We start from the raw sequence: 7,079 nt of genomic DNA, 5'->3' as shown, positions 1-7,079 counted from the left end.
AACGATGCTACTAACCGCTCTGCACATGGGGATGTGTCCACCTTGCGGAGGAACGCCCGAACATGACCACGACCCGCCGAGAGGCCGCACTGGGCCTGATGGCCGCCGGCGCCGCGGCAGCCCCCCTCGCCAGGGCCTCCGCCGAGACCAATCCGACGTCCGCCATCGAAATGCCGGACGAAGACGGCCCTACGACCGATCTCCCGCTTGAGGAGTCCCGCTACGAGCACATGCTCGCTCCGGTGTCGGTCAACGGCCAGGGCCCCTTCAGCTTCCTGCTGGATACCGGCGCCAACATCAGCTGCGTCTCCAACACACTCGTCGAACGGCTGAACCTCGAGTCGACCGAGACCATGGCGGTGCACACCGTCGTGGGCGTGCGCCAGAGGCCGATGGTGACGCTGGATCAACTCCAGATCGGCCCTCGCATCCGCCGAAAGGTCCGCGCGCCCGCCCTTCCGATCAAGGGCATGGAGGTGGATGGCGTGCTGGGGGTGGACTGGCTCAAAGGTCAGCGGTTGACGCTCGACTTCAAGAACAACCGCATGGAGATCACAAAGTCCCGCGAGGATGAGTCCGAGCCCGGAAGGGTGGTGGTGGTCCCGGCCCGCCGCCGTCATGGTCAGCTCACCATCGTCGACGCCGATCTCGGCGGTCGACGGATCAGCGCCATCATCGACTCCGGCGCGCAGGGCACGCTGTGCAACACCAAGCTCCGCGACATTGTCCGCGCTGAGGAAGCCAAGAAGGGCCGCATCGAAGCCCCGGGCAGCGTGCGGATGGAGACGCTGGCCGGAGAGGTGTTCACCGGCGAGACGGTATTCCTCCCGTTCCTGCGGCTCGGCGGGCTGCATCTGGGCAACGTCCAGGTGTCCTGTGTCGACATGCATGTGTTCGACATCTGGAATCTGAAGGACACGCCCGCGCTCGTACTCGGCATCGACCTCTTGAGCCAGTTCGAACAGGTGGCGCTCGACTTCGGTCGCTCCCGCGTTCGCTTCGAATACGTGTGAGCCTGTCGATCGGGCCGCCGCGCGCGGTGCTCATAGATATGGATGACACCATCCTGGGCGGGGCCCGGCGCCCCGACATCCTGCGCCAGGTGGCGCTCGACCTTGCGGGTGCGCTCAACGGCCACGATCCGCATGAGCTTTCCCAGCGCCTCGAGCTTGCGTTCAGGGCGTTCTGGTCAGATCCCGCACGCCACAAGGTCGCGCGCTTCGGAGTTGCAGCCGCCCGCCGGGGCGTGGTTCGCGAAGTCTTCGAGTCTTTGGAGGGCCTCTCGCCGCAATTCGCCGACGCCTTCGCCGACCGGTTCAGCGCCACCCGCGAAGCGATGACGACCCTGTTTCCAGGCGCCCTTGAAGGGCTCCAGAGCCTGCGGAACCTCGACCTGCGGCTGGGCCTGATCACCAATGGCGACGGTCCGGGCCAGCGCGCCAAGATCGAACGCTTCAATCTCGCTCCGTGGTTTGATCACATCCAGATCGAGGGTGAGATGGGCTTCGGCAAGCCGGAGCCCCGCGCTTACCACCACGCTGCCGAGTCACTTGGTGTCGGGATCACCGAAACCTGGGTGGTCGGCGATGATCTGGAGTGGGAGGTCCGTGCGCCCCAGCGTCTCGGCATGACCGCGATCTGGTGCGACGGCTTCGTACAGGGCCTGCCGGCCGACACGGACTGCAGGCCCGATCACATCATTCACAGGCTCGATCAGATCGCCCCCCTGATCCGATCCGGGCGGAGGTAGACGGTCAGTCCGGGTGATCCGCCGCGCTGGCCGGCGCCACGTGCCTGGGAAACTGCTGAGCGATCGGTTCGTACTTTTCCCGCGCCCGATGGATCCGCGCGCGCATGTCGGTCAGCACCTCGGGATGCCGCGCGGCGAGGCTGTAGGTCTCACCCGGGTCGGCCGCCATGTCGAACAGCAGCGGCAACTGGTCCAGCGGCGCGTCATAGGTCCGGTAGTAGGAGCGCGCCACCAGCTTCCAGCGCTCCGTTCGGAGACCGGCCACATGGTTGTTGTTGAACAGCAGGATCTCGTCGTGCGGCGAGGGCCCCTCGCCTCTCAGCATCGGCCCGATGTCGCGTCCATCCAACTCAGTGTCCGGCAGCGGCAGGCCGGCGAACCCCAACACCGTCGGCAGGATATCGAGGTTGCTGGCCAGTCCGTTCTCCACGCGGCCCGCCGGCAGTCCGTTGGGCCAGCGCCACAGGCTCGGCACACGGAACCCTCCGTCCCAGGCCGAACCGCCCTTCCGATCCCGGAACGGGCCCGAGGAGCCCTCGAACCAGGGGCCGTTGTCGGAGGTGAACACCACCAGTGTGTCGTCGGCGATGCCCAGCGCCTCCAGCCGCGCCATCAAACGCCCGACATTGACGTCGATTTCCTCGACGATGTCGCCATAGAGCCCGGCCGGAGACTCGGTAACGTCATCCGGATTGGCCACCAGCGGAATGTGTGGCGCGGTCAGCGCCAACAGCACGAAGAACGGACGGTCCTTGTTGGCTTCGGCGAACGTCAGGGCGTCCTGGAAGAACCGTTGGGTCAGCCGTGAAACATCCACCTTTCCGTCATGGGCGGAGAGGTCGTCGCCGACGCCGTCATAGAGCGCCAACGGGCGCATATCGTGGCTGTAGGGCACGCCATGAAATTCGTCGAAGCCATAGACCATCGGCGGCCAGTGCGGCGCCACGTGACCCAGGTGCCACTTGCCGATCAGCGCGGTCGCGTAGTCCGGCTTCAACGCCTTGGGGATGGTGATCTCGCTCAGCGGCAGGCCCTTGGTGTCTGGCGGCTGCAGCACCTCGTGCGCCAGGCCCGAGCGTATCGCGTAGCGACCCGTCATCAGTCCGGCGCGCGACGGGGTGCAGACATTGGCCGAGGCGTAAAAGTCGGTGAGTCGAACACCCTCCTGGGCCAGCGCGTCCAGATTCGGCGTGCGGATGAAGCGCCCGCCGTCACAGCCGATGTCCCCATAACCCAGGTCATCCGCCAGGATTACGATGATGTTGGGTCGCTTCATGCCCAGGTGTCCTTTCTAGCCGCCATGACGCCAGCCGCCCGGTCCAGCCTCGACCTCCCGGCCATCGCAGGTCACATGCAGGCCCTCGCCGGTCACAACCTCGCCGATCACGGTGAAGCCCGGCAAGGCCGAGGCGGCGGTCGCCACGATCTCGTAGTCATCACCGGCGGAGGCCAGGTCCAAAAGGGCCGCGGCGCGATCCGGCTGGGCGGCCAGCCACCTCCGCGCCGCAGGTGAAAGGGGCGCTGCCGCGAGGTCCAGGCGCAACCCGACGCCGCTCGCCCGGGCGATGTGCCCGGCATCCGCGATCAGGCCGTCGGATACGTCCGCTGCGGCGCTGGCGTGGTCGCGTATCAAGCCGCAGAGGTCGAGCCGCGCGCGGGGTCGTCGATAGCGGGCTTCCAAGGCCCCTGTCGGATCATCGATCAGGCCACGCGCGGCTCTCAGGCCCAGACCCGCCTCGCCGATCACGCCGGAAACCATCAGCCGGTCGCCTGGCCGGGCGCCCGCGCGTTGCACCATCCGTCCCGTCGGAACCCGCCCCAACAGCGTCAGGCTGGCGACGAAGGGACCCGGAGTCGCAACCGTATCTCCGCCGATCAGTGCAACCCCAGTGCGGGCCAGCGCCGCGCCCAGGCCGCGCGCAAAGCCCTCACGGTCGGCGCGCCCTGCGCCGTGCGGCCAAGCCACCGCCAGCAGCGCGGCAAAGGGTTCGGCGCCCTTGGCCGCAAGGTCGGATGCATTCACGTCCGCCAACCGAGCGCCGATCAGGTCCCATGCCTCATCGGCCAGGAAATGCACGCCCGCCACGATGGCGTCCTTGGTGATCACCAGATCAAACCCCGGCGCCTCCGGGATCAGGGCTGCATCGTCCAGCAAGCCCAGCGCGCCCGGCGCTCCCCGCGTCAGCGGCCGGAACAGCCGCGCGATATCGCCAAATTCATCCAGCCGGTCAGCCGGGTCGGACATCACGCGCCACCGCATCGAGCGCCCCGTTCACGAACCCGGGCTCGGTTCCCTCGAAGAAGCTCTTGGCCACCTCGACATACTCGTCGATCACCACCTCGGTCGGCACATCCGGACGATGCGCCAGCTCAAACGCGCCCGCCCTGAGGATCGCGCGCACCGTCGCGTCCAGCCGGTCGAGCTTCCAGCCCTCCGCCAACCGCCGCACAACCGCCTGGTCGACGCTCGTCTGCACCGCCACAACGCCGCGGACCAAATCCGCGAAGAACGCCTCGTCCGCCGAGGCCAGGGTGACGCCGTCGATGTCCCGGTCAAAGCGGTGTTCGCTGAACTCGCGGATCACGCCCTCAACGCCCGCGGCGGCCACCTCCATCTGGTACAACGCCTGCACGGCGGCCAGCCGCGCTACCGACCGGGCCGTCCGGCCGCTCACCGCGCGCCGCCCGACAGCTGCCGTCGAAGCGCCACCATCGTCAGCGCGGCGCGGGCCGCGCCGCCGCCCTTGTCGCCCTCGCTGATCCGCGCCCGCGCCCAGGCCTGCTCGTCGTCCTCGGTGGTCAGGATGCCATTGCCGATGCAGAGGCGTTTGCCGGTGGCCAGATCCATGATCCCCCGCGCACTTTCGTTGGAGACGATCTCGAAGTGGTAGGTCTCGCCCCGGATGACGACGCCCAGCGCGACGTATCCGTCGTAGGCCCGCCCGGTTGGACTGCGCCCCGCCTCGTCGGCGAGGGCGATGGCGCCGGGAATCTCGAGCGCGCCCGGCACGGTCACAACGTCGTACTCCGCCCCGTACGCGGCCAGCGCTGAGGTCGCGCCCTCCAGCAGGGCGTCTGCGAGATCGTCATAGAAGCGCGCTTCGACGATCAGGATGCGGATCGGCTCATCAGTCATCGCGCGTCCTTAGAGCCTGTGGCCGCACGATGAAAGGACGTCTCGCGCGCCCAACGGCTTCAAGCCGCCGCGCGCAGGTCCGCCGTGGCCGAGACCCCGACCCGCTGGAACATCTCTTCGCGCTCCGGGCCGCCCTTTGCCGGATACAGTTCGGCGTTGCGTTTGCGCCCGCGCGCCCACACCCGCGCGATCTTCGCGAGGTTGGCCGGGCGTTTCAGCCACGCGTCCGGATGCTCCAACATGTGGAACCCACGCAGAAACTCCCGCAGCAGTTCGACATCCTGGCGCATGGCGATGGCGACGCCATCCTCAAGGAAGCTGCGCGCCAGGCGACCGCGCACGGAAGGCTTGTGGCCCGGCGTCAAGACCGCCTCGGCGCGGCGGATGGCCGAGCGATCGGCTTTGCGCATCGCCTCGTAGTAGGGGCGCAACTCACGCTCCAGGCTGTCCCGATAGACCAGCAGGCGCGCGCCCGGCAGGCTGGCGGCCGCGAGAGCGTCCCGCAGCAGATAGGCGCTGACCGCTGCGAATGAACAACCGCGGCCATAAAGCGGGTTGGTCCGCACCACACTGTCGCCGACCGCGAAGAAGCCCTCGATCGCGGGCCGCCCCTCGTGAGCCAGGTCGCGCCAGCGGCTCTCAAGCATGCCCATGCCGAACACCTTGCTGGTCGGCGTCGCGGTCGCCGGATCGACCCAAGGGTCCAGTCCAGGCAGTTGACGGCAAATGGCGTCGAAGGTCTCAGGATTGACGATCGCCGACCGCAGGGCCTCCTCGACCTCAGGAACACAGAGCGTGATCGAAAAACACCCGTTATCGGCCGGGAAGACGCCGAACTTCAGGTAGCCCAGGTCCCCTGTCGTGCCGGCCTTGCCGCGTGGCGGCTCTGTTTGACCCGGGTTCAGTCGATAGTGTCGCGTGAAGTAAATGACCCCGCAGGCCTCGGACGTTTCCGGTATCGCCACGCCGAGGCCGGCCAGCCTCTCGAAGGCCTGGGAATTGCGCCCCGCAGCATCAACGACGATGTCGGCCTCCAGAACCGTTCCGTCCTCAAGCCGCACGCCGGTGACCCGTGACGGCGCGCCCGTCACAATCGCCAGATCCTCGACATAGGTTTCACCCCGGATCGCGACGCCCGGCAGGCCCTCCACATAGCTGCGCATGGTGGTTTCCAGCGTCGTCCGCCGGCTGGTCAGGATAGCGAGATCAGCATCGATGGGCTTGGGCGTATAGTTGGCCTTGTGGGCGGGGGTGAGCCCGCCCTCGAAGCCGAGCTCCCGGCATCCCCCGTCAAGCAGGGCCTTGAGGAGGCCCGGATGTTCGTCGCGGACCAGAGTTCGCAGCCGGGCCAGGAAGGCGTGGCTGTGTCTGAGGTGGCCTACGCCGCGTCGCCGCCAGCTTTCGAACGCCGCATCCGGACCGCCTTCCGGCGGTGGAGGATCGCGCTCCAGGAGGGTGATTTCCCGGCCGGAGCCTGACAAGGCCATGGCGGTCCAGAGCCCCGCCATTCCCGCGCCGATCACCAGCACGCGCTCATTCATCCCAGACTCCTCAACATCGCGGGCACCCTCTTAGCAGAGCCTCCGATTGACGTCGGGGCCGCTCCTCAACAGATCAGGTCGGCGCGGAAGGCGGCTTCTTCAAGCCCCCGGCTCGAACCCGAGCCAATGCGGCCCGCACGGCGTTCATGTCGGCGCCAGGGATCAGATAGTCGCCGACGATGAAGGCCGGCGTTCCTTCCAGGCCCAGGGCCTGGGCCAGCAGGCGGGTCTCCTGGATCTGCGCCGCAATGCCGGGGCTGCTTGCGGCCCGTCGGACAGCGGCGGGATCAAGGCCCACCCGTCGAAGGTGGGCGTCCAGGGCGGCCTCATCCAGTCCTCGATCGGCCATCATGGCCTGATGAAGATCGACCCCCTTGGCTTTGACCTGGGGCGTAAGAGCGATCCGGGCGGCGCTGTCGGATGCGGCGCCGAAGATCGGAAACTCCTTGAAGACAACCCGGACGTCTGGATTTTCACGCGCGAGCTTGAGGATCTCAGGCGCGACGACCTTGCAGTAGCCGCAACGGTAGTCGAAGAACTGCACCAGGGTGAACGCGCCGTTCGGGTTCACCACAAAGTCGCGTGGATCCCGCTCCAGCTGCTCGCGATAGCGCTCGATATCCGAGGCCCGAGCCCGAGCCTGCTCAAGCAT

The 7,079-nt window shown here is 67.6% G+C and carries 8 protein-coding genes; 2 read left to right on the top strand and 6 right to left on the bottom strand.

The window, feature by feature from the left end:
- Window positions 1–62: 62 nt before the first annotated feature.
- Window positions 63–1,013: a retroviral-like aspartic protease family protein gene (locus tag ACIQ3R_RS13010; protein ID WP_397419158.1), complete on the top strand. Its 951-nt coding sequence runs from the start codon at window positions 63–65 to the stop codon at window positions 1,011–1,013.
- Window positions 1,010–1,750: an HAD family hydrolase gene (locus ACIQ3R_RS13005; RefSeq protein ID WP_397419156.1), complete on the top strand. Its 741-nt coding sequence runs from the start codon at window positions 1,010–1,012 to the stop codon at window positions 1,748–1,750. Before ACIQ3R_RS13010 ends, ACIQ3R_RS13005 begins: the two co-directional genes overlap by 4 nt.
- Before the next feature lie 4 nt (window positions 1,751–1,754).
- On the opposite strand, the gene ACIQ3R_RS13000 is transcribed toward ACIQ3R_RS13005, so the two are convergent.
- The 6 genes from ACIQ3R_RS13000 to ACIQ3R_RS12975 form a co-directional block, all read right to left on the bottom strand.
- The gene (locus tag ACIQ3R_RS13000; protein ID WP_397419154.1) at window positions 1,755–3,026 is read right to left on the bottom strand and encodes a sulfatase; all 1,272 of its coding nucleotides are present in this window, start codon (window positions 3,024–3,026) and stop codon (window positions 1,755–1,757) included.
- Between the two features lie 15 nt (window positions 3,027–3,041).
- Window positions 3,042–3,995 (bottom strand): thiamine-phosphate kinase, encoded by a 954-nt coding sequence (gene thiL / locus ACIQ3R_RS12995; protein WP_397419152.1) that lies wholly within the window; start codon window positions 3,993–3,995, stop codon window positions 3,042–3,044.
- The gene (gene nusB / locus ACIQ3R_RS12990) at window positions 3,979–4,425 is read right to left on the bottom strand and encodes a transcription antitermination factor NusB (RefSeq protein ID WP_397419150.1); all 447 of its coding nucleotides are present in this window, start codon (window positions 4,423–4,425) and stop codon (window positions 3,979–3,981) included. Before nusB ends, thiL begins: the two co-directional genes overlap by 17 nt.
- Window positions 4,422–4,886, bottom strand: coding sequence for a 6,7-dimethyl-8-ribityllumazine synthase (gene ribH, locus ACIQ3R_RS12985; RefSeq protein ID WP_397419148.1), 465 nt, complete (start codon window positions 4,884–4,886; stop codon window positions 4,422–4,424). Before ribH ends, nusB begins: the two co-directional genes overlap by 4 nt.
- Before the next feature lie 59 nt (window positions 4,887–4,945).
- Window positions 4,946–6,427 (bottom strand): FAD-dependent oxidoreductase, encoded by a 1,482-nt coding sequence (locus tag ACIQ3R_RS12980; RefSeq protein ID WP_397419146.1) that lies wholly within the window; start codon window positions 6,425–6,427, stop codon window positions 4,946–4,948.
- Between the two features lie 73 nt (window positions 6,428–6,500).
- A partial coding sequence (locus ACIQ3R_RS12975) for a DsbA family protein (RefSeq protein ID WP_397419144.1) occupies window positions 6,501–7,079 on the bottom strand: 579 nt, incomplete at its 5' end.

The organism is Phenylobacterium sp. (genome assembly GCF_044371015.1).
Lineage (GTDB): Bacteria > Pseudomonadota > Alphaproteobacteria > Caulobacterales > Caulobacteraceae > Phenylobacterium.
This window is presented reverse-complemented; position numbering and strand designations above follow the sequence as displayed.

What these genes read in the sequence shown, in the direction of transcription:
- ribH (WP_397419148.1), bottom strand. Translation starts at nt 4,886, where the DNA reads ATGACTGATGAGCCGATCCGCATCCTGATCGTCGAAGCGCGCTTCTAT.
- ACIQ3R_RS12980 (WP_397419146.1), bottom strand. Translation starts at nt 6,427, where the DNA reads ATGAATGAGCGCGTGCTGGTGATCGGCGCGGGAATGGCGGGGCTCTGG.
- thiL (WP_397419152.1), bottom strand. Translation starts at nt 3,995, where the DNA reads ATGTCCGACCCGGCTGACCGGCTGGATGAATTTGGCGATATCGCGCGG.
- ACIQ3R_RS13010 (WP_397419158.1), top strand. Translation starts at nt 63, where the DNA reads ATGACCACGACCCGCCGAGAGGCCGCACTGGGCCTGATGGCCGCCGGC.
- ACIQ3R_RS13000 (WP_397419154.1), bottom strand. Translation starts at nt 3,026, where the DNA reads ATGAAGCGACCCAACATCATCGTAATCCTGGCGGATGACCTGGGTTAT.